This window comes from Kitasatospora sp. NPDC094019 (assembly GCF_044764505.1).
Classification (GTDB): Bacteria; Actinomycetota; Actinomycetes; order Streptomycetales; family Streptomycetaceae; genus Kitasatospora.
This window is the reverse complement of sequence record NZ_JBIWIF010000002.1, coordinates 480,134-503,036: the sequence shown is the minus strand read 5'-3', so window position 1 is coordinate 503,036 and position 22,903 is coordinate 480,134. Positions and strand designations below refer to the sequence as shown.

Genomic DNA, 22,903 nt, shown 5'->3' with positions numbered 1-22,903 from the left:
GCACGGGGAACGGCTCGAACCCACGGCCTCCGGAGGCCCGCCCGTCCGGATCCCGTCGGGCGGTCGACGCCGGGCGGTCGTCACCGGGCGGTCGTCACCGGAACACGGCTCCGCCCCGTCCGGCGGACGGACGGGGCGGAGCCGACAGGGTGGGACCGGTCAGCACTCGGGCAGGCCGTTGTGGAAGTACCAGTTGCCGTCGGCGTACGCGCCGTAGACGTAGGCGGTCCCGAAGTAGGTGCCGTTCGTGCCGCCGATCCGGTACCAGACGTTGCCCTGGTTGTTGATCGTCTCGCCGCGCACCCAGCACTGGATGTAGATCTCGTCCGACGACCACGTGTACGAGTACACGTCCCCCGCCACCTTCGGCGTCCAGGAGTACTGCTGCGCGTAGACGCCGACCCCGTGACCGCTCGCGTGGTAACGCAGCGCGTACCAGCCCTCGGCCGACGCACTGCCCGCCGAGACGCCCACCGCACCCGCGGCCACCGCCACCACCGCGGCCGCCGCGGCGCCCCGACGGCCGATCTTCCCGAGCATCTCCTTGACCATGCCGACTCCTCTGTCCGGTACCACCGTTGACGCTCCGCCGGGGTCGTTCCCGGCGGCGGGAACAGCTGACCCGACCACCGGCGGCGTTCGGTACCGCCTGACGGAAACTGACAGCATCTGACGGCGTCCGGGACTGTCCGGCAACGTCCGCGGCCGTCCGGCAACGTCCGCGACCGTCCGGAGGGGTCCGGGCCGGTCCGGACCGGCCGCCGTCCGTCGATACGATCCGTACGCGACGAACAGGCAGCCGTACCCGAGGATCAGACAGCTGGCAACGGAGGGTGTCGTGATGGAACGGAACTCCGGTCCCGCGCGGAGCGCGCGCACGTCCGCGGCGGCGGAGGGCCTCACCACCGAACTGCGCCGGCTGCGCCTGGCGGCCGGGAATCCGTCCTTCCGCACCATGGCGAGGGCGGCCGGCTCGATCTCCCACACCACGCTCCACGAGGCGGCCTCCGGCGCGCGGATCCCGTCCTGGCCCACCACCAGCGCCTTCGTCCGGGCCTGCGGCGGCGACGAGGCGGCGTGGCGGCGGCGCTGGACGGCCGCCGTCGGCGGCGAACCACCCGCCGCGCCCGCACCCGCGGCGCCACCCGTGCCCGCCACAGCGCCCACCGCACGGGGACACCGGATCCGGACCCACACGCTCAGCCTGCTCCTCGGCGTCGTCCTCGGCACCACCGGCACCCTCGGCCTGACCCACCTCCACCCGTCGGCCGCGGCGACCGACCCCCGACCGGCGCTCCCCCAGGCCGGGACGTTCAGCGCACCACCCGGTAGCGGAGGTGGACGACCCGCGAGGTGAAGGTGCGGGTCTCCAGGAGTTCGAGGTCCTCCCGGCGCTCGTGCCGCGGGAAGTACGGGATACCGCCGCCGACCAGCACCGGGTGGACCCGGGGCCGGTACTCGTCGATCAGGCCCGCCGCCGCCACCGCCGCGGCGAGGGTCGCGCCGCCGATGGCGATCTCCCCCTCCCCCGGCTCCGCCCGCAGCCGGGCGATCTCCTCCGCGACCGTGCCGGTGGCCAGCCGGGCATTGCCCCGCACCTCCGACAGAGTGCTGGAGAACACCACCTTGGGGAGCGGATTCCAGAGCGCGGTCCACTCCCGCTCGGCCTCGTCGAGCGACTGGTCCTGTTCGGCGGTCTCCCAGTAGAGCATCGTCTCGTACAACCGCCGCCCCATCAGATGGACGTCCACCCCACGGATCTCGTCGATCGCGAGCCGGAACACCTCCTCGTCCGGCTCCGTCCAGTCGAACCCGCCGTCGGGCCCGACGATGTAGCCGTCGAGCGAGATGCCCATCGAGTACGTGACCTTGCGCATGGTCGGCCCTCCTCCTCGTCACCGGCTCCCGACAGTAGGGCCGCCGGACACGGCGCGGGGCGTCCTGCCCGACGGGATCCCCCGGACGGAGTCATCCGTGGAAGAACGGATCCGGGGCTGTCGCACGGGTCGACTCGGATTCCGGTGAGCCGGCCGGGCGCGTTGCCCTCCTCGGCCGTGGACGGAAAACCGGTCGGCACGCGGTGAGGTGCGTCGCTAGGTTGGGCGCCATGGCACTGACGCGAGTCCTCCTCTCCTCCGGCCGCTCGATCGAGCTGTCGACCGTGCGGCTGTCCTCGACCTACGGCGGTCTGCTGGAGGGATATCCGTTCCGGCGCTTCAACGACCGGAAGCTGGAGCGCGCGCTCGCCGACGCCCGCGACGCGGCGCCGTCCTCGCCCGTCCGTCTGGTCGCCCCGGTCCGGGAGCTGCCGGACGTCCCGCCGGGTGCCTTCGGCCCGGTCGAGACCCTGCCCGCCGTGACCTGCGTCGGACGGTTCACCTCCGGACCGGTCGGTGCGGACCGGGACGCGGTGTCGTACTACTCCGCCCTGACCCTGGTGTGGTTCCAGGCCACCCCCGTCCTCCCCTCTGGCGAGGACGGGGACGCCGCGCTCCGCGACCTCCCCTGGGAGCGGCTCGCCGAGGACTTCGAGCTGTAGACGTGCCGGGGCCCCGGGCCCGCGCCGGGTGGGCGGCGCGGCCCCGGGGCGGCGGCGGGTCAGCCGATGGTGATCCGGAAGATCTTGTCCGAGCCGTCCGGCTGGTTGCCGTTGTTGTCCGCGTTGGTGGTGGTCAGCCAGAGCTGGTCGGCGCCGGGGACCTTGCTGACGGTGCGCAGCCGGCCGTAGGTGCCGACGTAGTAGGAGGTCGCGGTGCCGACCGACTCGGTGTCGCCGTTGATCGGGATGCGGTACATCCGGGTGCCGCGCAGCGCCGCCATGTAGACGACGTTGCGGACGATCGTGATGCCGCTGGGGGAGGCGACGTTGACGGGCCAGCTGGCCTTGGGGTTGGTCATGCCGGAGGTGGAACAGGTGCCCTCGCAGGTCGGCCAGCCGTAGTTGCCGCCCGGCTTGATCAGGTTGAGCTCGTCGTACTTGGAGTCGCCGAACTCGGCCTCCCAGAGCCGGCCGTTGCGGTCGAAGGCGAGGCCCTGCGGGTTGCGGTGGCCGAGGCTGTAGACGTAGTTGTCGAACGGGTTGCCGGGCGCGGGCTTGCCCGCGGTGGTCATCCTCAGGATCTTGCCGTTGAGGGAGTTCTTGTCCTGCGCGAGGTCGGGCGTCTGGCCGTCGCCGGTGCTGGCGTAGAGGTAGCCGTCCGGGCCGAAGGCCAGCCGGCCGCCGTTGTGGTAGCGGTTCTTCTTGATGCCCTGGAGCAGGACGGTGTAGCCGGAGAGGGCGCTGCCGCTGTACGTCATGCGGACGATGCGGTTGCCCTCGGCGGCGGTGTGCATGAAGTAGACGTAGTGGTTGGTGGACCAGTTGGGGTCGACGGCCACGCCGAGCAGGCCGCCCTCGCCGTCGGTGGTGACGGCGTTGGGGACGCTGCCGACCTCCGTCCTGGTGCCGGTCCTGCCCTGCTTGAAGACCTTGAAGCTGTCCCGCTCGGTGACCAGCGCGCTCGCGCCGTCCGGCATCCAGGAGATGCCCCAGGGCACGGTCCAGCCACTGCTGAGGGTGGCCGGCGAGCCGGGGACGCCACCGTCGGCCGTGCAGGCGGCGGTGGTGAAGGAGACCGGGGCGGAGGCCGGGGAGACGCCGCCCGCGGCGTCCTTGGCGACCACGGTCAGGGTGAACGGCGCGTCGCAGGCCAGGCCGGTGACGGTGGTGGTGGTCGCCGGCGGGGTGCCGGTGACGGTCGCCAGTACGGCGGCGCCGCTGCGGACCTCGTACGCCACCACGCCCTTGTCGTCGGTGGCGGCGCCCCAGCCGAGCTTGGCGGAGGTGGCGGTGACGGCGGAGACGGTGGGCGTGCCGGGCGCGCTGGGCGCCGGGTCGGTACCGGCGCCGGTGGTGCAGTCGACGGCGACGCTCGCCGGGGACGCGTTTCCGGCCGCGTCCCGGGCGATCACGCTGAGGTTGTAGGTGGTGCCGGGAGCGAGGCCGGTGAGGGCCTTGCTGGTGGTGTCGCCGGGTGTTTCGGCCAGTTTGTTGCCGTGCTCGTAGATGTCGTAGGCCGTGACGCCGACGTTGTCGGTGGCGGCCGGCCAGCCGAGGGTCAGGCCGTTGGGACCGACACCGGTGCAGGACGGTTGCCCCGGACGGCTCGGCGCGGTGGTGTCGGCGGCGGGGGCGACGGTGAGCCGGTCCAGGTTGGGGCCGCCGTTGGCGGTGGTCGCGGTGGCGCGCACGGTGTTGGCCCCGGCCCGGAGCGACGCGTTCAGGGTCCGGTCGGCCCAGGTGTTCCAGTCCGCGGTGGCCGGGAAGGAGACTCCGGCGGCGACCACGGTCCCGTTGACGGAGATGTCCATCGGCCGGTCGGTGGCGGTGCCGTTGGCGTAGCGGAGGACCAGCGTGGCGGCACCGGCCGTGCCGGCGGTGACGGTGAACTCGACGTAGGAGCCGGCGACGTTGGTGTAGTCGACGAAGCCCGTGCCGGTGTACCCGGTGTGGTTGGTGGCCACGGCGCCCTGGACGACGACGGCGGCCTCGGCCTGGTAGTCGGTGCTCGCGGCGACAGCGGCGACAGCGGCGGCGGGGGCGGCGTCGGAGCGGGGCCCGGCCTGGGCCGGGGGGACGGCCGCGGTGGCGACGATCAGTGCGGCGACGGCGAGTCCCACGCCGCCGGCGATGGTCGGACGCATGCGTTCCTCCTGGGGGTCAGCGGACGGTGATCCGGTCGAGGTTGGGGCCGCCGTCGGCGGTGGTCGAGGTGAACCGGACCGTGTTGGCCCCGGCCTTGAGGGAGACCGGCAGGGTCGCGGTGGCCCAGGTGTCCCAGTTCGCGGTCGGCGGGAAGGCCCGCCCGGCGGCGATCCGGGTGCCGTTGACGGAGATGTCCATCGGGCGGGCGGTGGCGGTGCCGTTCGCGTAGCGCAGGTCCAGCGAGGCCGTCGAGGCGGCCGCCGCCGGGACCGTCCACTCGGCGTAACTCCCGGGCGTGTTCTCCAGATTGACGAAGCCGGTGCGACTGTGGCCGGTGTGGTCGGTGTCGAGGGTGCCCCGCGAGACCTGTGCCTCGTCCGCCCGGAAGACCCCGGAGGGCGCGGCCACCAGCTGATAGCCGCGCATCGCGCTGGTGAGCAGGTAGCAGTCCTGGAGCGAGCCGGAGGTGTCGCCGAGGGAGCGGTAGATGCCCCACTTGGGCCGCACCCGGTCGGCGAGGAAGGTGTCGACGCCGGTCCGTTCGACGTCGACGACGGTGGCGCCGGCGCTGCGCAGGATCCACCGGACCGCACCGGAGGAACCGTCCCCGACCGTGATCCGGAAGTCCACGTCCACCCAGCGGTCGTGCAGTGGATCCAGGCTGGTGCGGCCCACCAGCACGTTGCTGATGGGGAGTTGGAGCTCGATGGTCTGCGCTCCGCCGACCCGGCGCAGCGACTGGACGACGATCGGGGAGGTGCCGTTGCCGGGCTGCTTCATCTGCATGATGTGGGTGAAGGCGGTGGTGGCCTTCAGCTCGGACGGGATGTACAGGGAGTAGGTGGTCCGCCAGGTCTGGCCGGCCTTCCACTCCAGGAAGGCGCCGCCCGCCGGGCTGCGCATACCGGTGACCTCGTGCCGCTGCCGGTCGGTGGCCGAGTCCCGGTCCACCGTGTGCATGGTCCAGCGGTAGGTGTCGTTCTCGGCCCGGATGTGCGGGTGACCGGCGGGGTGGGAGTCGGCGCGGTCGTCCTCGATCGTCTCGAAGGCGGCGAGTCCGTCGGTGGCGGCCGACGGGGCCCAGCGCTGCTGCCAGCTGGAGACGCTGAGGGCGGCGGACGGGACGGCGACGGGGGCGACGGCGGCTGCGGTTCGGGGGAGTCCGACGGTGGTGACGGCGGAGAGCGCGGCGCCGAGGACGGTGCGACGGGTGGGCCTGTTCACATGGCTCCTTGCGGACGGGGGGTCGCCGGCGGAAGAGCAGCAGGACAGCGGGGGCACGGCGAGGTGGGGGGGGAAGCCCGGGGGCGGACGGACCGTCAGGGCGGGTGACGTACAGAATCCCGGCGTGAGAATCCACGGTCAAGAGATTTGGTTAGGAAACTTTCCCAATTATCCGCGCCACCCCGGCCGACCCGCCTCCGCCGCGCCGCCGGCGCCCCGACCGACCGGGAGCCGCCTCGAACGGTCGGTGACGGGTGCGCGGTCGACCGGTCACGGGCCGGTCCCGGTGCGCGCGGCGGTGGTTCCCGGTGCGGCGGGCCGGGTACCTCCGGGGCGGGCCGGGACCGAGGGGGGACCATGGCGCTGTCCTGCGAACTGTGCGGCACCCGGACGGACGGGGTCGAACGACTGGGCGTCTACTGCCCGGGCGAGTACTGCGGCACCGATCTGCGGGCCGGGGCGGACGCCGGGGTGCGGGCCTGGTGCGAGCCGGAGCGCCGGTTCGGGGTGGCCGGCGGCACGGTGCTGGTGGACCTGCTCGTGTGCAACGCCGGGCCGCGGGCCACCGGCTTCCACCTCGAACCGGTCGAACCCGTCCGGGGGCGGCTGGACTTCGACCGGCGGTCGGCCGAGGCACCGCTCGCCTCCGGGGCCACCCGCCGGGTCGAGCTGCGGTACACCGTGCCCCTCGACCTGGCCGGGCTCGGCCTCGACATCGCCTCCCGGTTCGGCGTGCCGACCGCCGACCTGGTGGGCCGGGCGCAGGGCGCGCTGCCCTCCCGGTTCGGCGTCGCCCTGCGGGTGGCCGCGACCTCGGCCCACCAGGGCGCGGCCTGCGCCGCGTTCGCGGTGGACGTGCCCGGGCAACCCGACCTCGACCCCGATCGTGACGACGACGGGAGCCGCGGGGACGGGGGCAACGGCGGCCGCGGCGACGGTCGGCCCTCGCCGGGTCGGCCGTCGACGCCGGGGCGGCCGCAGCGGCCGGGCACGCCGGAACGCATCGGTCGGCCGGACGCCCGGACCGGCGGTGGCTGCGGACCGCTGGTGATCGCGGTGCTGGTGGCGGTCGTGGCGGTACTGGTGGCGGTCGTAGCGGTGCTCGGGCTCGGCCGGAACGGCGACACCTCCACGAAGGGGCCAGGCGCCGGCACCGCCTCCGCGCTGCTCAGCCCGCCACCGATCGCCCCGACCAGCGTGCACCCCGACACCGGTGGCAACGGGGGCGGCGGCAACGGGGGCGGCGGTGGCAACGGGGGGAAGGTGAAGCCCTCCACCCCCACCTCGTCCAAGTCCACCATCACCCGGCCCCCCACCACCACCATCACGATCACCGTCACCACTCCGCCCCGGACGGTCGTGCTCCCGGCCCTGGCCGGTCTCGACCGGACCACCGCCGAGGCCAAGCTCAAGGAGCTCGGCCTGCGCTCCGCCCCCGTCACCGTCGCCATCGGCCGACTGCCCTCACGTCAGGTCATCGCCAGCGAACCGGCCACCGGGGCCGCCGTGCCGGTGGGCGCCACCGTCGTCCTGCGGGTCTCGGACGGCCGGGCGCCGGTTCCCGCCCTCGCGGGCCGCACCCGCGGCGACGCCGAGCAGTGGCTGCGGGACCTCGACTTCACCAAGGTCACATCCTCCGCCACCACCGACCCCGACCATCCCGTGGACCAGACGCTCCGCACCGATCCGGCCGCGGGCACGGTGGTGCCCCTGGACTCCCCGATCACACTCTGGTACGTGGCCGCCCCCGTCATCCGCTGACCCGGCGACGACGGGAAGCGGATCGTGCCCGGCGCCCAGCGACCCACATGACGCCGAGTCACCGGGTCGAGAACCCCTCCCCCGAGCGTCGGGCCGTCGGCGCCCACGGTCCGCCCGCCCGGAAGGCGGGATCGTCCGGGCGCCGCACCATCGGCCGAGCAAGTGAACCGCGCGGGCCGCCCCTTGCGCCATGTTGATGATTCTCCGTTGCGGACCGTGACCCCCGGCCGCACCTCCTTCGGAGCTCAAGCCGCTTGATCCCATAACGAGTTGGGGTATCCGACGGTCACCCGCAGTGACGACCGGTGGCCTCTTCCCGGCGGGGAACTGTGATCGGCTGGTATCCGAACCGGGCGACCGGCCCGGCCGTCCCCCTGGCGTTGTCGTGCGACGTACTGTCTCCCCCCGTGTCATCGCCCTGACGGTCGCCGGCCTGGTCGCCGGATCGGTCGCCGCGCTCAGCCTGCCCGCCCTCGCCACCAGCCCGGCCAAGCACCGTGCGGCCCCGGTCCAGGCGCTCGTCCTGGACTTCAGCGGTGGCGGTCTCCCGGATTCGTTCCCCGACAGCTTCGGCGGCTCGGCGAAGCTCAAGGACACCGATGACAAGGTGATCGGCGAAGCCCAGGTCAGCTGTGCAAAGCAGCGGTCCGACGCCGCCGTGGCGGTCTGCAGCGGCTTCGTCGACATCGCTGACGGCGACACCAAGGGCATGATCTCCTTCACGACCCGCCGGCCGCTCAGCGCCGACGCCGTTCCTCCGGCGAGTGACGAAGGGGCCTTCACCGGCGTCGTCACCGGCGGCGCCAGGGCCTACGAGGGCGTCACCGGCGAGGCCCGGATCAAGCTCAACTCCCCCAACGTCCACGCCCTGAACTTCTCCTGGTCCCCGAAGCACCGCACAGGCCCGTGGGGGGCCGGACCGAGTCGGTCCGGCCCCCCACGGGCCTGCTGTTGCACCGTCGGACCGTCAGCCCTCAGGCCGACGACTGTCCCGCGAGCACCTCGTTGACCAGATCCCGTGCCTCCTCCTGGACCCGGGCGAGGTGCTCGGGCCCCTGGAAGGACTCCGCGTAGATCTTGTACACGTCCTCGGTGCCCGACGGACGGGCGGCGAACCAGGCGTTCTCGGTGCACACCTTGATGCCGCCGATGGCCGCGCCGTTGCCCGGGGCCTCGGTGAGCACGGCGGTGACCGGCTCGCCCGCGAGGTCACCGGCCTTGACCTGCTCGGGCGACAGCCGGGAGAGCAGCGCCTTCTGGTCGCGGTCGGCCGGGGCGTCCACCCGGGCGTAGGCGGGGGCGCCGAAGCGGTCCGTCAGGTCGCGGTAGTACTGGCTGGGGGTGCGGCCGGTGACGGCGGTGATCTCGGCGCCCAGCAGGGCGAGCAGGATGCCGTCCTTGTCCGTCGTCCACACCCCGCCGTCGCGGCGCAGGAACGACGCACCCGCCGACTCCTCGCCGCCGAAGGCGATCGAGCCCTCCAGCAGGCCCTCGACGAACCACTTGAAGCCCACCGGGACCTCCACCAGCTGGCGCTTCAGGTCGGCGGCGACCCGGTCCAGCATCGAGGAGGACACCAGAGTCTTGCCCACGGCGGCGTCGGCCGGCCAGTCGGCGCGGTGGCGGTAGAGGTAGTCGACGGCGACCGCGAGGTAGTGGTTCGGGTTCATCAGACCGCCGTCCGGGGTGACGATGCCGTGCCGGTCGGCGTCGGCGTCGTTGCCGGTGGCGATGTCGTACTCGTCGCGGCGGGCGATCAGCGAGGCCATCGCGGCGGGCGAGGAGCAGTCCATCCGGATCTTGCCGTCCCAGTCCAGCGTCATGAAGCGCCAGGTCGGGTCGGTGACCGGGTTGACCACGGTCAGGTCGAGGCGGTGGGTCTCGGCGATCCGGCCCCAGTAGGCGACGGAGGCGCCGCCGAGCGGGTCGGCGCCGATCCGCAGGCCGGCCGCGCGGACCGCGTCCAGGTCGAGGACGGAGACGAGGTCCTCGGTGTAGGAGGTGAGGTAGTCGTGGCGGCCGGTGGTCGCCGCGGCCAGGGCGCGCGCGTACGGGACCCGCTTGACGCCGCGCAGGCCCTCGCGGATCAGCGCGTTGGCGCGGTCCTGGATCCAGCCGGTGGCCGCCGAGCCGGCCGGGCCGCCGCTCGGCGGGTTGTACTTGAAGCCGCCGTCGCGGGGCGGGTTGTGGGACGGGGTGACGACGATGCCGTCCGCGAGCGACTGCGGGCTGCGGCGGTTGTGGGCGAGGATCGCGTGCGAGACGGCGGGGGTCGGGGTGTAGCCGCCCGCGCTGTCCAGCAGGACGGTCACGCCGTTGGCCGCCAGCACCTCGACGGCGGTGGCGCTGGCCGGCTCGGACAGGGCGTGGGTGTCGGCACCCAGGTACAGCGGACCGGTGATGCCCTCGGCCGCCCGGTACTCGCAGATCGCCTGGGTGGTGGCGGCGATGTGGTCCTCGTTGAAAGCCGCGTCCAGGGAGGAACCGCGGTGGCCCGAGGTGCCGAACGCGACCCGCTGGCCCGGCTCCTCCGGGTCCGGGTGCAGCGTGTAGTAGGCCGTCACCAGCCTCGCGACGTCCACCAGGTCGCCCGCCTGCGCCGGCTGACCGGCCCGTGCGTGTGCCATCGTCTTCTCCCACTGGAATGTCTCGCCGTGCGCCCGGCTCGCGGCCCGGCGCTTCCTTGCCCCGTGCTCACCGATCGTAGCCAGTGCACGACCGGTCTCCGAACCGGGGCGGGGAGGCGCCCGGCCGTTTCCCGGACGACACCGGGCCGCCACCGGAACGCCGTCGCGCCGGCGCCGCACCGTCACCCGGCGGGCGATCGGCCCACGGTTCGCCAGGACCCCGGCGGCGCCGCGCGGGCGGGCCGAAGGGGGCGGACCGAAGGGGCGGCCGCCCGGCGTCTCAACCGGGGAGCCGCTGCCGGTGGGACTCCAGGACGGGGGCGACCACGGTGGCGAGGAACTCCGTGACGGTGTACGCCGCCAGGCCCTCGAGGGCGAACGGGTCGGTGCGGACGAGCGCCTCGATCGCCGCCCGGTCCTCGCCGACGGCGAGGATGATGCCGCCGTCCCGCGGCACCTTGCGGCCGGAGGCGAGGAAGGTGCCGTCCGCGTAGTGGCGGTTCAGCCACTCCACATGCGCGGGCAGGCGGGCGTCGATCCGGTCGAGCGGCACGGTGTACGTCAGTTCCAGGACAAACATGGTCCCGAGCCTATCCGGAGCGCCCGGGTCCGCCCGGGTGGACGGACCCGGGCGGACCGGCGCCATGGCCGTACCGCGCTACAGCGCCAAAACGCGTACAGCGGTCCGAGGGTGGGCGAGGATGGATTCGAACCATCACAGCCGAAGCGGGGGCTTTACAGGCCCTTGGGCTCTCCCAGGCCCAGCTCGCCCTCGGTCGTCGGGCTCCGTTCCTTGATCCCGACACCTCCACTCTCCCCCGGGGCACCGGGGGCGGACAACCGGGTTTCCGGCCACCGGAAGCCCCCGCAGAGACCCTCCGACACCCCGTCGGACGGCCGTCCCCCCTGGTCGGGAGCATGCCGGGCGGGACGGACGGGTGTCCGGATCCCTACCCCCGACCCCCGATGTGGTGTAGACCACTTTCCGCACTCCGGACGGACGGCACCGCCGGACCGGCCACCGTCGAACCGTTCCGCTGCCCACCGGCACCCCGCGGACGCACGGACTGCGATACAACACTGCTCATATGACGATTGATCGGAGAAATCTGAAATGAGCAAGTCAGCCCTGCCCCGCCGCAGCGTGATCGTGGGTACGGCGGCCACCGTCGTCGGGTGGAACACGGTGGGTCGCTCCTGGGCCGTCGAGGCCCCCGCCCCGGACAGCGCTCCCGGCGCCGGGACCACCGGGACCGCCCCTCCCGCCGCCGACACCGCCGCGCTCGCGGCGCTGCCGCGACTGGACGGCACCCTGGTGGCCGACGGCGACACCCCGGCCCGGTTCGGCGGGGACTTCGGGCACCTGGTGACCGCCACCCCGCGCGCCGTCCTGCGGCCGGGCTCCGTCCGCGACGTGTCCACCCTGGTCGCCTTCGCCCGCCGTCACCGCATCCCGGTCGCGATGAACGGCCAGAGCGGCACCGGCAGCGCGGCGGAACTGGAGTCGCACTCCAGCTACGGCCAGGCCGGCGTGCGCGGCGGCGTGGCGATCGACGCCCGCGGGCTGGACCGGATCATCCGGATCAGCCCCGGCCGCGCCGTCGTCGAGGCCGGCGTCACCTGGGCGCAGCTGACGGACGCCGCCCTCGCCCAGGGCTGGATGCCGCCCTGTCTGACGGACTACCTGCACCTGTCGGTGGGGGGCACCCTGAGCGTCGGCGGCATCGGCGGCGGCGTGCAGCGCCACGGCTTCCAGGTCGACACGGTCGAGTCGGTGGACGTCGTCACCGGCACCGGCGAACTGGTGACCGCCTCGGCGAGCACCAACCGCGAGCTGTTCGAGGCCGTGCTCGGCGGCGGCGGGCAGGCCGGGCTCATCGTCCGCGCCACCCTGCGCCTGGTGCGGGCCCGGGAGCGGGCGCTCGTCCTGAACCTGTTCTACGACGACCTGGACGCCTACCTCGCGGACCAGAAGAAGGTGATGCTGGAGCGGCGGTTCGACCTCCAGGTCGGCGACGTGTCCCGCGACGCGGCCGGGACCGGCTGGCGCTACAAGGTGGAGGGCGTCGTCCTCTACGACGGCGCCGCCGCGCCGGACCGCGCGAAGCTGGTGCGCGGCCTGCGCTGCGTCGCGGCCGACACCACTTTCACCGACCAGACGGCGCGCGAGTACGCCTACCGGGTGGACGCCTTCGCCGGATTCCTGAAGGGGGCCGGCCTCTGGTCGCAGCCCAAGCCCTGGATGAGCCTCTTCCTGCCCGCCTCGACCGCCGGGACCTTCACCCGCGAGGCCCTCGCCCTGCTGACGCCGGAGGACCTGGGCGCCGGACTGCTGCTGTTCTACCCGTTCCGCACCGATGTGTTCACCCGCCCGATGACGGTGATGCCGGACGAACCGGTCGGCTTCCACTTCGACCTGCTGTCCTTCCCGCTCCCGGGCGCCGACCACGCCGCCGCGCTGCGGCGCAACCGCCGACTGTACGACCGGGCCGTGCAGCTGGGCGGAAAGCGGTACCTGATCGGCGCGATCCCGGACGTCACCCACGCCGACTGGCGCCGCCACTACGGCACCCGCTGGGGGCGCGTGGTGGCGGCCAAGCACCGCTTCGACCCGGCCGGGATCCTCACCCCGGGCCAGGGCATCCACTCCTGACACCGCGACCCGCGCGACCCGCCGCCCACCCGGCGGGCGCGCGGGCCCCACCGCGCGGGCCCCACCGGCCCGGCTCACACCAGCCGGTGCATCCCGACCGAGGCCGGAGCCGTCCCCACGAACCCGTACTGGGCGTACAGCCGGTGCGCCTCCCCGTCGGCGATCAGCGACACGTACGCGCCCTTCTCCGCACGCCGCTCCAGTTCGGCGGTGAGCCTCGCCATGATCCGCTTGCCCAGCCCGGCCCCCTGGTGCTCGGGAAGCACGCACACGTCGACGATCTGATAGATCACACCGCCGTCCCCGATGATCCGCCCCATCCCGACCGGCGCACCCTCGTGCTCGACGGTCACCCCGAACCAGGTGTTCGGCAGCCCGGCGGCCACCGCGGCGGCCGGGCGGTCGCTCATACCGGACGCCGTCCGCAGCCGCCGGAAGGTCTCCACATCGGGGACACCGGCCCGCACCTCGTAAGGGTCATTATCGCTATTCATGGATTACAGCATACGCGCCGCCCGCCTCCCGGGCTCGCCCCCGGGGGATTCCCCATCGGGCACCACGGCGACGGCGGCGCAACCCCGCGGGCTACCCCGGCGGTCGTTCACGACATGAGCCCCCGCAACAGCCTCCGCACGAAGTTCGGCCCCACCCCGGTACGGCGCGTCCTGGCCGCGCTGCTGGTCCTGTCCGGCGCCCCCGGCATCCCCGCCGCCCGCCCGGGCGCCGACACCGGCCCGCCGTGACCGCCCCGGCGCCCGACCTCGCATCCTCGCAACCCGGCGTTCCCCGCGTCCACTTGGGACGACGCCACGGCCGGACGGCAGGCACCCCGCGTTACGGTGGGGCCATGAGCTACCGCCACCCCGACCGCGAGCAGATCCGGATCGAACACGTCCTGACCGCCCTCGGCAACCCCGTCCGCCTCTCCGCCGTCCGGGTCCTGAACGGCGGCGGCGCGCACAACTGCGGGAGCGTGCTCACCGCGATCGGCATCACCGCCAAGTCGACGATGACCCACCACTGGCGGGTGCTGCGCGACAGCGGCGTCATCCACCAGCTGCCGTCCGGCCGGGAGAACCTCCTCCGGCTGCGCCGTGAGGACCTCGACGCCCGCTACCCCGGCCTGCTCGACGCCGTCCTCTCCGGCGCCCGCGACGACGAACGTCGCGGCACCCCGGCCGACGCCCCCGCAGACGTCCCGACCGACGCCCCGGTCGACATCCCGGTCGGCTGACCCGCCCCGGACCGCCCAGCCCGGGCCCGACGGTCCCCGCCGTCCGACCCGGGCCGCTCCTCCCCCGCCTACCAGGTGTCGCCCGCGGGCTGGCGGGTGGTGGCGTTGATCCGGTTGAAGAAATTGGTCAGGCTGATCCACAGCACCAGCGAGGCCAACTGCTTCTCGTCGAAGTGCTCCGCCGCCGCGTTCCACACCTCGTCCGGCACCACGGCCCGGTCCGCCAGCCGCGTCACGTGCTCCGACAGCTCCAGCGCGGCCCGCTCGGCCTCCGTGAAGAACGGCGCCTCCCGCCACGCCGCCACCGCGTGCAGCCGCTCGTCGGTCTCCCCGTTCTTCTTCGCACTCGCGACGCCGCCCACCACGCAGTAGCTGCAGCCGTTGATCTGGCTCGCCCGCAGGTGCACCAGCTCCAGCACGCCCTCCGGCACGCCGCCCTTCTTCGCCGCCTTCACGACCCCGAGGATCGCCGGCATCGCCTCCGGAATCACCACGGCCGGGTTCGCCATCCGCGCGTCGGTCATGATCTGTCCTCTTTCCGTCCGTCCCCGTACTCGGTCACTGCACTGACGCGCGCCGACGAACGAATGTGACAGCTACTGCGCGAGGTGGTCGAACTCTCCCGCCCTTCTGCAAGTGAACAGTCCGTCAGCGCATTCGCTCCAACGTCAGCAGTCCGGGCACCGCCAGCAGCGAGAGCAGCAGCAGGAAGAGCCAGGGCAGGGCGGCGCCGCGGCTGAGCAGCAGGGTGAGCAGGCCAGGGGCGGCCGCCTGGCCGAGGTTCCAGGAGAGTTGGTAGACGGCGAGGTAGCGGCCGCGCAGCGCCGGGTCGGCGAAGGCGACGCTGAGCTCCTCGCGGAACGGGGTGGCCATGGTCTCGGCGAGGTTGTAGACGAACATCGCCGCGTAGAGCCCGGTGACGACGGCCCAGCCGGGGGCGGTGGCGACGGCGGCGAAGAGCGCGAAGGCGAGGGCGTTGACGAGCGAGGCGGCGGCGATCACCCGGGTTGCGCGAAACCGCTCCAGCCGCCCGGCGACCACGCTGCCGGTGAGCACCACCTGCAGGCCGTTGAGCACCAGCAGCGTGGCGGCCACCCATGCCTGGCGGTGCAGCCCCTCGGTGATGTAGACGGCGAGCAGCATGCTCAGGATCATCGAGCCGAAGACGAAAGTGAGGTTGACCGCGACCAGCAGCAGGTACCGGCGGTCGCGCAGCACCGTCAGGTAGCCGCCGGGTGCCGCGGCGGGCTCGGCAGCGGCAGGAGCGTCGGCAGCGGGGGCAGGCTCGGGCCGCCAGGTGGCGAGCAGCGCCGTCGCGACCACGTAACTGGCCGCGTTGAGCACCACCAGCAGTCGCAGCCCGCCGGTACCGCCGTCGCCCACCAGGACGGCGCCGAGCGCCCCGCCCAGGCCCATCCCGGCGTTGCGCAGCGTCTGCACCAGCGCGAACCAGCGGGGCCGCTCCCCCTCGGCGGCGGCGAGCACCACCAAGCCGGTGCTGGAGGTCCAGTAGGCGGCGTGGCCGATCTGGGCGAGCAGGCAGGCCAGCACGATCTGCCAGAGCTGCCCGGCGAGCAGGTAGCCGCCGAACGCGACCGCGGAGAGCGCGTTGCCGCCGGCTGCCACCACCCGGGCGCCGTACCGGTCGATCAGCGGGCCGACGCCGATCGCGGTGGGCAGGGCGAGCAGCCGTGCGGTGGTGACGGCGGCGCCGATCGCGGCGATGCCCAGGCCCGTGCTGCGGGCGAAGTAGACCAGGGTGAAGGCGAGGATCAGCCCGGTCCCGAGGCTGTCGATCAGGTGCGCGCCGACCAGGCGGTTGCGGCCGGCGGTGGTCGGCAGGCCGAGGCGGTCGCGGAGCGGGGGGAGTGTCGTGGTGGTCATGGCACGAGCATTGCTGGCATGATCGTCGTCGGAAACGGATTCGATCCTGGTCGAATCCTCAGCTGACCTGAACCCACCGGGGGCCCGCCGTGCTCGTCTGGGAGTTCTCCGCCCAGGACCTCGCCCGGACCAGGTTCGCCTGCTCGCCGCTTTCCGAAGTCGCCACCAGCGTCGAGGTGCTGAAGGAACCGGGTCGACACGCCGTCCACCTGCCCTGGGTGCGGCAGGCCAGGCAGCGGCTGGCCGGGGTCGACTGGGCGCTGCTCTCCCAGCTGATCCGGCTGCCCACGGTGTACGTGCCGGACTTCCTCACCCCGGTCCCGGTCGACACCTCGCCGACCATCGAACAGGCGGTGGCCGCGCTGGCCGCCACCGAGCCGGCCGCGGTGCGCCGCGACCTCTCCCGACTCTCCGGTGAACTCCCGCCGATGGTCGCCGAGTTGTACGCCGACCCGGGGGCCGGCCTGGCCCGGCTGGCGGGCGAGTTGCTGGCGTACTGGACGGCGGCGATCGCCCCGCACTGGCCGCGCATCCAGCGCCTCACCGAGGGCGAGATCCTGCGCCGGGCCCGTCAGATGTCGACCGGCGGCCCGGCCGCGCTCTTCGCCGACCTGCACCCGCAGGTGAGCTGGGAGCGCGACACGCTGCGGATCGGCCACCGGGTGGACGTGCAGCGGCGGCTGGACGGCGAGCGCGGCCTGGTGCTGGCCCCCACCGTCTTCGCCTGGCCGGGCGTCTACTCCCAGCAGAACCCGCCCTGGCAGCCCGGCCTGGTCTACCCGCCGCGCGGGGTGGCCACGCTCTGGGAGAACTCCGGCGCCGCCGTCCCGGACGGCCTGGCCCGGGTGATCGGCCGCACCCGTGCCCGGCTGCTGGCCGAACTCGACTCCCCCTCCGCCACCATCGAACTCGCCGCCCGGCTGGACCTGTCGGCGGCCAACGTGTCGCACCACCTCACCGCGCTGCGCGAGGCCGGCCTCACCGCCCGCCACCGTACCGGCCGCACGGTCCTGTACGCCCGGACCGAGGCTGCCGAACTCCTCCTGAAGGTCCGCTACTGACCTCGGCTCGTCGGGGTGATGTCGGGATGTCGGGGCTCGGACCGGTGCCCGCCGTGAAGCCGTCGAGGGTGTCGGGCCGGTACCGCAGGCGCTTGAGCCGGTTGCGGACGAGGGCTTCGAGTCGGTCGAGGGCCATGGCGGCGAGGTCGGCGGGGCCGCGTCTGACGTGTACCCAGACCCGTTCGACGGGGTCGAGGTCGGGCGAGCAGGCGGGAAGAAGGAGGACCGTCGGCCAGGTACGGAACTGGTGGCCCTGTGGTGGGCGCTGGAGGCCCGCCACATGCGGGAGTACTGGGCCGGGGAGTACTCCTTCGCCGAGCACCACCGCCGCCGGGTCCGCTCCTTCCTGCCGGCACTCGGCGAGCCGGTCCCCGGCACGCCCGAGTTGCTGGACGCCTGGGTCGCCGAGCGCTACCTCGGGCCGTTCGCGGAGTCCTGGCAGTGCTACCCCGACGTCCTCCCCTGCCTGGACGCCCTGAGGCGCGTTCCCCGGGGACCGCGACCGGCCGTCCTCACCAACGGGGACCCGGGCCAACAGCGCGCCAAGCTGACGTACGCCGATGGAGGAGTGTGGCAACTACTGCGCGAGGTGGTCGAACTCCCCCGCCTTGACACCCAGCAGAAGCGCCCGCAGCCGCCCCGGCGTGGTGGTGAGGACGGTGTCGGGCTCGTCGCTCTCCCGGATCTTGACGGCACCGTCGGGCGCAGCCGCAAGGTAGAGGCAGTTGGCGGTGTCGCCACTGAAGGAGGACTTCTGCCAGTTGTACGCGGTCATGAATTCTTCCCGTCTCAAATACTCTGGGCGACACGGCGGATGAGGTCTCGGGAAGCGCCAGGCCCGAGCGTACTCGCGTCCAAACGATCCAGCACAGCTCGATACTTGATCAGCTGCGGCTCGGTGTCAATGAACTCGAATCTGTCCCCATCGACCTGGACGCTGTCCAGGCGCGCCACCTCGGCGCCGAAGTACACAATCGCCGCACCGGAGCTCGGGAAGCTCCCCGTGCCGAACGGGATGACCCGCAGGTCGATGTGGGGGTACTCGCTCGCGGTCAGCAGGTGTTCCAGCTGACCGCGAGCAACCTCCGGGCCGCCGAATTCCATGCGCAGAGCTGTCTCATGGACGACGGCCGACAACGGAGTCGGGCTCGCACCGAAGAGGACGGCCTGCCGCTTGATGCGATGCGAAACCAGGTGCTCCACCTCGGGCGGGGAGAGCGGTGGGACCACATCACGAAAGAGTGCGCGAGCGTGCTCGGCGGTTTGAAGAAGACCCGGCATGTGAACCACCGAGATGATCCGCATCGAGACCGCGTGGTGTTCGAGTTCCGCCAGGTCGAGCGCCCCGGCCGGGAGGATCTCGCGGTACTCCTCCCACCATCCGCGCGTGCGACCGCCGGTCATGCCGGTGAGCGCCTCGACCAAAGCGTCGTCCGCACAGCCGTAGAGGCGGGCCAGCGCCCGGACCCGGTCCGCACTCACCGGGTATCCCCCGGACTCGATGTTGCTGATGCGGGACTGCTGGGTGCCGTGCAGTTCCCCGGCGCGCGTCACCGACAGACCCGCCTGCTCGCGCAACCGGCGCAGCTCCGCGCCGAGTCGCCGCTGCCGAATGCTCGGCGGGACCTTGCTGGGCGGCATCCGCTGCTCCCTTCCTTCGCCCACCACGGACGGGCCCGCTCACCCTTTGGAGTGATGGCGCCATGGATTCCCTCAAGGCGGTGGACTACATACTACCGACTGGCTACTTTTGATCGTGCATCAGGGTTGTGGACTGCCACTGGTGGTGGCAGCTCGGCATTCAACTCCCTCACAGGCAGGAGACTTCCATGCCCGCTGTGCCCTCGCAAAACTCCCTCCCCTCCTTCGACGAGGAGCTGTGCGGGCTCGTGCTCGACACCGCACCCAGGCAGTTCGCCGTGGTCCAGGTGTACGACGTCGGCGGCCAGGGCGCCGACGGGTGGGTTGCGGCCTGGGGGTTCGCCGACGACGACGGTCTGACGCACCTCCTCGTCGTCGACGGGCGGACGCGGATGACGCTCGCCTCGCCCGAGCGGGCCCTTCGCGTGTTCGCGGAGCGGCCCGGCCTCTCCGCCAGACTGGTCTGGCTCGCGCGACCTGGTACCGCCGCACTGGACCGGGCCGAAGCCGCTTGACCGGAGATCGTTCACCGCTCCGGGCCGCGAAGCCGACGAAGGACGCCGGTCGGGATCACCGCGCGGCGACCCCGGCCGGCCCCGGTGCCAGCCCCGCGACCAAGTCCCCTGCCGTCAGGCGCTCCAGGGCCTCCGGTGCGGCGTCGATCGGCCCCGGATAAAGGCGGTAGAGCGTGCCGGACACCGTCTCCGGCGCGGGGACGTCCCCGTCCACGAGTGCGACGAACGACCTTCGCCCCGCGAGGAGTTGCGGCAGGGACAACACGACTCCCCCGTCCTCGTCCCGGAGCGCACGCAGCCGCTCCGCGAACCCGCCGTCGCCCTCCCCCGCCCGGCGCCGCCAACGCCGCAGCCCACCGTCGAGCCCCCGCACCACCACCTCGTCGGTGCACGCGGCCGCGCGGGCGACCGCGAGGTCCCAGAGGGTGGCCCGGTTCTCCGGGGAGAAGTGGGCCAGGACGTCACGACTGAGGGCGCCCACCTCGGCCTGGTGCCGGTGGACGCTGTGGAAGCCGCCGTCCGCACCAGTGTTGAGGTCGGTCCAGGTGTAGCGGCGGTCGGCCAGGTCGACGATCATCGGCACGCACACCTTGGCGTCGCCGACCAGGTCCAGGCGCTGCCGGACGGCCCGGGGGTGGAAGTGCGGGTTCCCTGCCGACGCGGCGCCGCCCAAATCCATGAACCCACTGAACGCGTCCGTCAGTTGCTCGAAGGAGACGTCGTTGTAGCTGAACACGATCATCACGGCGTACCGCGAGCCGCCCGCGACCAGCCGCGCGAGGTCCAGGTCGACGAACTCCGTCGCCCCGTCCGGCGGCGGCGCGGACACGTAGTCGCCGGAGTGCACGGCGGCCCGGTCGCCGTGCACCAGGTTGGTGTAGTCGCACAGCCCGGTGAAGTTCCACCGCTCGTCGTAGAGCGCCACCGACAGGTCCAGGTCGACCCGCAGCTCCTCCGGCTGCATCCAGTGCAGGAACAGCCGCAACCGCTCCCCGGCCGGCAGCCGTTGGCGACTTCCGCGCGGGACGCTCACCAGCGTCTTGGCGGCGGCCCGTTCGGCGAACGGGGCGACCAGTTCGCGCAGCCCCTCGTCGAGCAGCGCCAGGTCGTAGCGCTCACCACCGGCGCCGCTGCGGCGCAGCAGTTCGGCCTCGATCGACTCGACGACCGGCAGGGCGAGTTCAACGGGCACCACCGTGCCGTGGTCCTCCCGGGCGTGGGCGAGCGAGACCGTGCCGCGCGGGAAGTAGAGCCGCCGCTCCCCCGCCGTCCGGGTTCCGCGCAGCGCGCCGTACGCGCCGAGCAGCGGTCCGGGGGCGACCCGGGTCAGCGCGGCGCGGACGGTGTGCAGCGCGGCCGGGGCGAGCGGCGTTCCGGGGGTGGCGGTGGCGTGCACCCGCAGGACGTGGTGCAGCCTGCGCACCAGCTCACCGGGCCGTTCCGCCAGCACCCGCAGCGCGCCCTCGGTGTCCCCGGCAGCGAGCAGGCCCTCGACCCGCCCCGCGAATCCGGTGAACCCCAGCCGGGTGTGCCCGCCGGTGTTCACCACACGCATCGGGCCGGCCGGTGGGTCGGCGAGTTCACGCCCCACCTCGTGGGTGCGCAGGTCCGTCTGCCGCAGCACCACGAACGCCGTGGTGACGTTGGGGATCCGGCACCGGAACTCGTAGGGGTGCAGCAGCTCACCCGCCCGCAGCCAGGCCGAGCGGTGGCGGCGCAGGTCCTCGACGAGGGCGGTCGGGTGCAGCCCCTCCAGGATGTCGAGCAGGCCCCGGCGCAGCGGCCGCGGCACACCCTTCAGCCGCAGCCGCCGGGCGGTCGCGGGCAGCAGGTCGGGCTCGGCGCCGGACCAAGCCCAGAGCAGGCGCAGCACATCGGTGGCGGTGTCGATGCGTTCGGCGAGGACCGGCAGGGCGTCCGTACCGCCGCGCCGCAGCAGCGCGGCGAGCACGGTGGCCTTGGTCTCCCGGACCGGGATCTGCGCGGGCAGCCGCTCCGGCAGGTCCTCCGGCGCGTGGGCGAGCAGCGCGGTCAGGTCGTCGCGGTCCTGCGGGGAGAGCGGGGTGCGGCGAGCCAGCAGCCGGTCCAACTCGGCCATCGCGGCGGTGACCTGGTCGGCCGTGATGAGCCGTAGCGGACGCATCGCTCGCTCGCCGCCGAACTCCTCGGCGGCCTTCCGGCCGATCCGGTGGTCCTCGGGCAGGTAGGTGCCGGTGTGCAGGGGCGTCCCGCAGGTCGGGCAGTGCTCGCCCCGCCCCTCGGCCGTCAGCCCGTCGAGGCAGCCGGCGCAGAGCAGGTGCGCGCACGGCGCGAGCGCGCCGATCCCGGCCTCGGCGCCGCGCCGGCCGCAGTGGGCGCAGGGCTGCCGGGGCTGGTTGAGCAGGAACGCCCGGATCTGCCGGGTGTAGAACAGCTGCGCGTGGTCGGGCACGGCGTCGGGGAAGCGGCGGAACAGCGGTACGTGTTCGCGGTCCGCGCCGAGCAGGTGGTCGATCCGGGCGAGCAGTCCGTCCCCGGCCTCGGCGAGCGCGGAGGGGGACAACCTCGCCAGCGCCGAGCGCAGTTCACTGGTGAGCAGGTACCCGCGCCGCGCCAGATCGGCATCCAGCGCTACCAGGCCGCGGGTGCTCCACGGGTCGGCAGCGGGGAGGAGGTCACCGGGGGCCGCACAGACGGCGCCGCGCCGGCGGAGGAGGAACGAACCGAGATCGAGGTCGACATCGCTGTCGAAGGGAGCCGTGATGGCTCGGGGCATGCGGAAGGACCCCCACGAACGTGGCAGAGAGGTTGAAGAAGCGGGCGGAGAGGGGGCGCGCTGCTGGTTTCGGAGTGAAGGAGAAGGAAGCACGCCGCGGAGCCGCCCGCGTTCGATCAACATAGCGGCACCCCGCCGCCCGGTGCCACCGATTAATTCCGCCCGAAAGCCCGAAGGCCCGGCAGCGGGTTCGCTGCCGGGCCCGACCAGCTCCGACCGGAACGTCGATCACTCGACCGGACCGGAGATCCTTTCGATGGGGAGCGGGGAGAAGGACTCGACCTTCCGGGTCGCCGCCAGCGTTTCCGCAGGCGGCTCCCTTCCTTCCATGACGGCGCCGACGTATTCCCGCGCCCGTGCAATGTCGAGGGACGGGGCCTCCTTCCGGAGGAGGCGGAGCGCGGCCAGCCGTCCGTCCGAGAGTGCGAGTTCACGCACGGACTCCAGCAGTGCGTCCGGTGGGCCGACTCCCTTGAACCGCTCGCGGAACATCGCCTGCCAGTCGTAGACCCGGAATGTTTCGCCGGGAATTCGGAATACGCTTCCGTCGTCGCCGTCGACGAGATACGGTCCACCACCGACGAGCAGGTTCGCCGTCCTCGGATCCAGCGCGTAGCGGGCCGAATTCCAGGCCACCACCCATCCGACCGGCGTCGGATTGATTCCGATGACCGCCAACTCCGGCCCGTTCCCTCGATTTTCGGCGAGCAGGGCCGAGACGAGTTCGACTGCCTTCTCCCTGGAGATCTTCATCCCGCGGCTCAACGCCTCCCCTTCCATTCTGTTCGATTCTGCCCCACGCCGGGCCCACACGGCGACACCCCGGACTGCAAGGAGACACAGCCGGCCGACCGCTCCTGACGC

At 73.1% G+C, this 22,903-nt stretch carries 22 protein-coding genes, 1 tRNA gene and 1 pseudogene; 9 read left to right on the top strand and 15 right to left on the bottom strand.

The window, feature by feature from the left end; genetic code table 11:
- Positions 1 to 159: 159 nt before the first annotated feature.
- Positions 160 to 552 carry a hypothetical protein gene (locus ACIQ9P_RS07260; RefSeq protein WP_402351069.1) on the bottom strand — a complete coding sequence of 131 codons (393 nt, stop codon included), beginning with the start codon at positions 550 to 552 and terminating at the stop codon, positions 160 to 162.
- Between the two features lie 289 nt (positions 553 to 841).
- Here ACIQ9P_RS07260 and ACIQ9P_RS07255 point away from each other — a divergent pair, with 289 nt between their 5' ends.
- Positions 842 to 1,357 carry a helix-turn-helix domain-containing protein gene (locus ACIQ9P_RS07255; protein ID WP_402351489.1) on the top strand — a complete coding sequence of 172 codons (516 nt, stop codon included), beginning with the start codon at positions 842 to 844 and terminating at the stop codon, positions 1,355 to 1,357.
- On the opposite strand, the gene ACIQ9P_RS07250 is transcribed toward ACIQ9P_RS07255, so the two are convergent.
- On the bottom strand, positions 1,314 to 1,877 hold the full coding sequence (locus ACIQ9P_RS07250; protein WP_402351066.1) for a dihydrofolate reductase family protein: 564 nt from the start codon (positions 1,875 to 1,877) through the stop codon (positions 1,314 to 1,316). The genes ACIQ9P_RS07255 and ACIQ9P_RS07250 overlap by 44 nt on opposite strands.
- A gap of 230 nt (positions 1,878 to 2,107) precedes the next feature.
- On the opposite strand from ACIQ9P_RS07250, the gene ACIQ9P_RS07245 reads away from it, so the two are divergent.
- Entirely contained in the window at positions 2,108 to 2,539 is a 432-nt protein-coding gene (locus ACIQ9P_RS07245) for a hypothetical protein (protein WP_402351063.1), read from the top strand.
- A gap of 59 nt (positions 2,540 to 2,598) precedes the next feature.
- Here ACIQ9P_RS07245 and ACIQ9P_RS07240 read toward each other — a convergent pair whose 3' ends face one another.
- From ACIQ9P_RS07240 to ACIQ9P_RS07230, 3 genes and pseudogenes are all read right to left on the bottom strand, one after another.
- Positions 2,599 to 4,683: a PQQ-dependent sugar dehydrogenase gene (locus tag ACIQ9P_RS07240; RefSeq protein ID WP_402351061.1), complete on the bottom strand. Its 2,085-nt coding sequence runs from the start codon at positions 4,681 to 4,683 to the stop codon at positions 2,599 to 2,601.
- Between the two features lie 16 nt (positions 4,684 to 4,699).
- Entirely contained in the window at positions 4,700 to 5,110 is a 411-nt protein-coding gene (locus tag ACIQ9P_RS07235) for a carbohydrate-binding protein (RefSeq protein WP_402351487.1), read from the bottom strand.
- Positions 5,090 to 5,908, bottom strand: a pseudogene (locus ACIQ9P_RS07230) (hypothetical protein); the annotation flags it as partial. The pseudogene ACIQ9P_RS07230 and the gene ACIQ9P_RS07235, both read right to left, overlap by 21 nt.
- A 357-nt stretch (positions 5,909 to 6,265) precedes the next feature.
- Here ACIQ9P_RS07230 and ACIQ9P_RS07225 point away from each other — a divergent pair.
- Positions 6,266 to 7,669, top strand: coding sequence for a PASTA domain-containing protein (locus tag ACIQ9P_RS07225; RefSeq protein WP_402351058.1), 1,404 nt, complete (start codon positions 6,266 to 6,268; stop codon positions 7,667 to 7,669).
- Between the two features lie 385 nt (positions 7,670 to 8,054).
- Positions 8,055 to 8,678 carry a hypothetical protein gene (locus tag ACIQ9P_RS07220; protein ID WP_402351055.1) on the top strand — a complete coding sequence of 208 codons (624 nt, stop codon included), beginning with the start codon at positions 8,055 to 8,057 and terminating at the stop codon, positions 8,676 to 8,678.
- Here ACIQ9P_RS07220 and pgm read toward each other — a convergent pair.
- The 3 genes from pgm to ACIQ9P_RS07205 all read right to left on the bottom strand — a co-directional run bounded on the left by pgm (position 8,644) and on the right by ACIQ9P_RS07205 (position 11,068).
- Entirely contained in the window at positions 8,644 to 10,296 is a 1,653-nt protein-coding gene (gene pgm, locus ACIQ9P_RS07215; RefSeq protein WP_402351053.1) for a phosphoglucomutase (alpha-D-glucose-1,6-bisphosphate-dependent), read from the bottom strand. The two genes, ACIQ9P_RS07220 and pgm, sit on opposite strands and share 35 nt — an antisense overlap.
- A gap of 280 nt (positions 10,297 to 10,576) precedes the next feature.
- Complete coding sequence (locus tag ACIQ9P_RS07210; RefSeq protein WP_402351050.1) at positions 10,577 to 10,876, bottom strand: YciI family protein; 300 nt, start codon at positions 10,874 to 10,876, stop codon at positions 10,577 to 10,579.
- Positions 10,877 to 10,988: 112 nt separating this feature from the next.
- Positions 10,989 to 11,068 (bottom strand) — tRNA-Tyr (locus ACIQ9P_RS07205).
- 342 nt (positions 11,069 to 11,410) lie between these two features.
- On the opposite strand from ACIQ9P_RS07205, the gene ACIQ9P_RS07200 reads away from it, so the two are divergent.
- Entirely contained in the window at positions 11,411 to 12,949 is a 1,539-nt protein-coding gene (locus ACIQ9P_RS07200; protein ID WP_402351047.1) for an FAD-binding protein, read from the top strand.
- Between the two features lie 74 nt (positions 12,950 to 13,023).
- Here the strand turns inward: ACIQ9P_RS07200 and ACIQ9P_RS07195 are convergent, their stop codons facing one another.
- Complete coding sequence (locus tag ACIQ9P_RS07195) at positions 13,024 to 13,443, bottom strand: GNAT family N-acetyltransferase (RefSeq protein ID WP_402351045.1); 420 nt, start codon at positions 13,441 to 13,443, stop codon at positions 13,024 to 13,026.
- A 114-nt stretch (positions 13,444 to 13,557) separates the two neighbouring features.
- Here ACIQ9P_RS07195 and ACIQ9P_RS07190 point away from each other — a divergent pair, with 114 nt between their 5' ends.
- Together ACIQ9P_RS07190 and ACIQ9P_RS07185 are read left to right on the top strand one after the other, a co-directional pair.
- Positions 13,558 to 13,692, top strand: a complete 135-nt coding sequence (locus ACIQ9P_RS07190; RefSeq protein WP_402351042.1) for a hypothetical protein — start codon at positions 13,558 to 13,560, stop codon at positions 13,690 to 13,692.
- Positions 13,693 to 13,796: 104 nt separating this feature from the next.
- On the top strand, positions 13,797 to 14,183 hold the full coding sequence (locus ACIQ9P_RS07185) for an ArsR/SmtB family transcription factor (protein ID WP_402351039.1): 387 nt from the start codon (positions 13,797 to 13,799) through the stop codon (positions 14,181 to 14,183).
- Between the two features lie 68 nt (positions 14,184 to 14,251).
- On the opposite strand, the gene ACIQ9P_RS07180 is transcribed toward ACIQ9P_RS07185, so the two are convergent.
- Both ACIQ9P_RS07180 and ACIQ9P_RS07175 read right to left on the bottom strand, forming a co-directional pair.
- On the bottom strand, positions 14,252 to 14,707 hold the full coding sequence (locus ACIQ9P_RS07180; protein WP_402351036.1) for a carboxymuconolactone decarboxylase family protein: 456 nt from the start codon (positions 14,705 to 14,707) through the stop codon (positions 14,252 to 14,254).
- 124 nt (positions 14,708 to 14,831) lie between these two features.
- Positions 14,832 to 16,067, bottom strand: coding sequence for an MFS transporter (locus ACIQ9P_RS07175; protein WP_402351033.1), 1,236 nt, complete (start codon positions 16,065 to 16,067; stop codon positions 14,832 to 14,834).
- 89 nt (positions 16,068 to 16,156) lie between these two features.
- Between ACIQ9P_RS07175 and ACIQ9P_RS07170 the strand changes: the two genes are divergently transcribed.
- The gene (locus ACIQ9P_RS07170; protein WP_402351030.1) at positions 16,157 to 17,128 is read left to right on the top strand and encodes a DUF5937 family protein; all 972 of its coding nucleotides are present in this window, start codon (positions 16,157 to 16,159) and stop codon (positions 17,126 to 17,128) included.
- Between the two features lie 577 nt (positions 17,129 to 17,705).
- Here the strand turns inward: ACIQ9P_RS07170 and ACIQ9P_RS07165 are convergent.
- Both ACIQ9P_RS07165 and ACIQ9P_RS07160 read right to left on the bottom strand, forming a co-directional pair.
- The gene (locus ACIQ9P_RS07165) at positions 17,706 to 17,903 is read right to left on the bottom strand and encodes a DUF397 domain-containing protein (protein ID WP_402351027.1); all 198 of its coding nucleotides are present in this window, start codon (positions 17,901 to 17,903) and stop codon (positions 17,706 to 17,708) included.
- 14 nt (positions 17,904 to 17,917) lie between these two features.
- A complete protein-coding gene (locus tag ACIQ9P_RS07160) occupies positions 17,918 to 18,769 on the bottom strand; it encodes a helix-turn-helix domain-containing protein (RefSeq protein WP_402351023.1) in 852 nt (283 codons plus the stop codon).
- 188 nt (positions 18,770 to 18,957) lie between these two features.
- Between ACIQ9P_RS07160 and ACIQ9P_RS07155 the strand changes: the two genes are divergently transcribed.
- The gene (locus ACIQ9P_RS07155; RefSeq protein WP_402351020.1) at positions 18,958 to 19,284 is read left to right on the top strand and encodes a hypothetical protein; all 327 of its coding nucleotides are present in this window, start codon (positions 18,958 to 18,960) and stop codon (positions 19,282 to 19,284) included.
- A gap of 55 nt (positions 19,285 to 19,339) precedes the next feature.
- Here ACIQ9P_RS07155 and ACIQ9P_RS07150 read toward each other — a convergent pair whose 3' ends face one another.
- On the bottom strand, positions 19,340 to 22,039 hold the full coding sequence (locus tag ACIQ9P_RS07150; RefSeq protein ID WP_402351017.1) for an MXAN_6230/SCO0854 family RING domain-containing protein: 2,700 nt from the start codon (positions 22,037 to 22,039) through the stop codon (positions 19,340 to 19,342).
- Between the two features lie 228 nt (positions 22,040 to 22,267).
- Positions 22,268 to 22,792, bottom strand: a complete 525-nt coding sequence (locus ACIQ9P_RS07145) for a hypothetical protein (RefSeq protein ID WP_402351014.1) — start codon at positions 22,790 to 22,792, stop codon at positions 22,268 to 22,270.
- Positions 22,793 to 22,903 lie beyond the last annotated feature (111 nt).

Coding starts and splice junctions, on each gene's coding strand:
- ACIQ9P_RS07185 (WP_402351039.1), top strand. CDS start 13,797: ATGAGCTACCGCCACCCCGACCGCGAGCAGATCCGGATCGAACACGTC.
- ACIQ9P_RS07240 (WP_402351061.1), bottom strand. CDS start 4,683: ATGCGTCCGACCATCGCCGGCGGCGTGGGACTCGCCGTCGCCGCACTG.
- ACIQ9P_RS07245 (WP_402351063.1), top strand. CDS start 2,108: ATGGCACTGACGCGAGTCCTCCTCTCCTCCGGCCGCTCGATCGAGCTG.
- ACIQ9P_RS07160 (WP_402351023.1), bottom strand. CDS start 18,769: ATGCCGCCCAGCAAGGTCCCGCCGAGCATTCGGCAGCGGCGACTCGGC.
- ACIQ9P_RS07260 (WP_402351069.1), bottom strand. CDS start 552: ATGGTCAAGGAGATGCTCGGGAAGATCGGCCGTCGGGGCGCCGCGGCG.
- ACIQ9P_RS07150 (WP_402351017.1), bottom strand. CDS start 22,039: ATGCCCCGAGCCATCACGGCTCCCTTCGACAGCGATGTCGACCTCGAT.
- ACIQ9P_RS07180 (WP_402351036.1), bottom strand. CDS start 14,707: ATGACCGACGCGCGGATGGCGAACCCGGCCGTGGTGATTCCGGAGGCG.
- ACIQ9P_RS07145 (WP_402351014.1), bottom strand. CDS start 22,792: ATGAAGATCTCCAGGGAGAAGGCAGTCGAACTCGTCTCGGCCCTGCTC.
- ACIQ9P_RS07200 (WP_402351047.1), top strand. CDS start 11,411: ATGAGCAAGTCAGCCCTGCCCCGCCGCAGCGTGATCGTGGGTACGGCG.
- ACIQ9P_RS07195 (WP_402351045.1), bottom strand. CDS start 13,443: ATGAATAGCGATAATGACCCTTACGAGGTGCGGGCCGGTGTCCCCGAT.
- ACIQ9P_RS07190 (WP_402351042.1), top strand. CDS start 13,558: ATGAGCCCCCGCAACAGCCTCCGCACGAAGTTCGGCCCCACCCCGGTA.
- ACIQ9P_RS07255 (WP_402351489.1), top strand. CDS start 842: ATGGAACGGAACTCCGGTCCCGCGCGGAGCGCGCGCACGTCCGCGGCG.
- ACIQ9P_RS07250 (WP_402351066.1), bottom strand. CDS start 1,877: ATGCGCAAGGTCACGTACTCGATGGGCATCTCGCTCGACGGCTACATC.
- ACIQ9P_RS07235 (WP_402351487.1), bottom strand. CDS start 5,110: ATGCGCGGCTATCAGCTGGTGGCCGCGCCCTCCGGGGTCTTCCGGGCG.
- ACIQ9P_RS07210 (WP_402351050.1), bottom strand. CDS start 10,876: ATGTTTGTCCTGGAACTGACGTACACCGTGCCGCTCGACCGGATCGAC.
- ACIQ9P_RS07225 (WP_402351058.1), top strand. CDS start 6,266: ATGGCGCTGTCCTGCGAACTGTGCGGCACCCGGACGGACGGGGTCGAA.
- ACIQ9P_RS07165 (WP_402351027.1), bottom strand. CDS start 17,903: ATGACCGCGTACAACTGGCAGAAGTCCTCCTTCAGTGGCGACACCGCC.
- ACIQ9P_RS07155 (WP_402351020.1), top strand. CDS start 18,958: ATGCCCGCTGTGCCCTCGCAAAACTCCCTCCCCTCCTTCGACGAGGAG.
- ACIQ9P_RS07175 (WP_402351033.1), bottom strand. CDS start 16,067: ATGACCACCACGACACTCCCCCCGCTCCGCGACCGCCTCGGCCTGCCG.
- pgm (WP_402351053.1), bottom strand. CDS start 10,296: ATGGCACACGCACGGGCCGGTCAGCCGGCGCAGGCGGGCGACCTGGTG.